General features: G+C 69.7%; 1 protein-coding gene. It reads left to right on the plus strand.

Annotated features, from left to right (window positions below; translation table 11 throughout):
- The coding region (locus H5407_RS23970; RefSeq protein WP_183106954.1) for an efflux RND transporter permease subunit at positions 1-297 on the plus strand (297 nt) is incomplete at both ends.

Consider the following 297-nt stretch of genomic DNA (forward strand, 5'->3'; position numbering starts at 1 on the left):
TGCGCACCATCCAGGACTGGTACCTGCGCTACCAGCTCACCAAGGCGCCGGGCGTGGCCGAGGTGGCCTCGCTGGGTGGCTTTGTGCAGACCTACCAGATCACCGTGGACCCGATGAAGCTGCGCAGCTACGGCATCCCGCTGGCCAAGGTCGCGCAGGCGGTGCGCGAGTCCAACCGCGACGTCGGCGGCCGCGTGGTGGAGATGGCGGAAACCGAGTACATGGTGCGCGGCCGCGGCTATCTGCGCGGCAAGGCCGACATCGAGATGCTGGCGCTGACGAGCGAGGGGGGCGCGC

Origin of the sequence: Mitsuaria sp. WAJ17, assembly GCF_014174515.1 — a bacterium.
In the GTDB taxonomy this organism is placed as follows: domain Bacteria; phylum Pseudomonadota; class Gammaproteobacteria; order Burkholderiales; family Burkholderiaceae_C; genus Roseateles_B.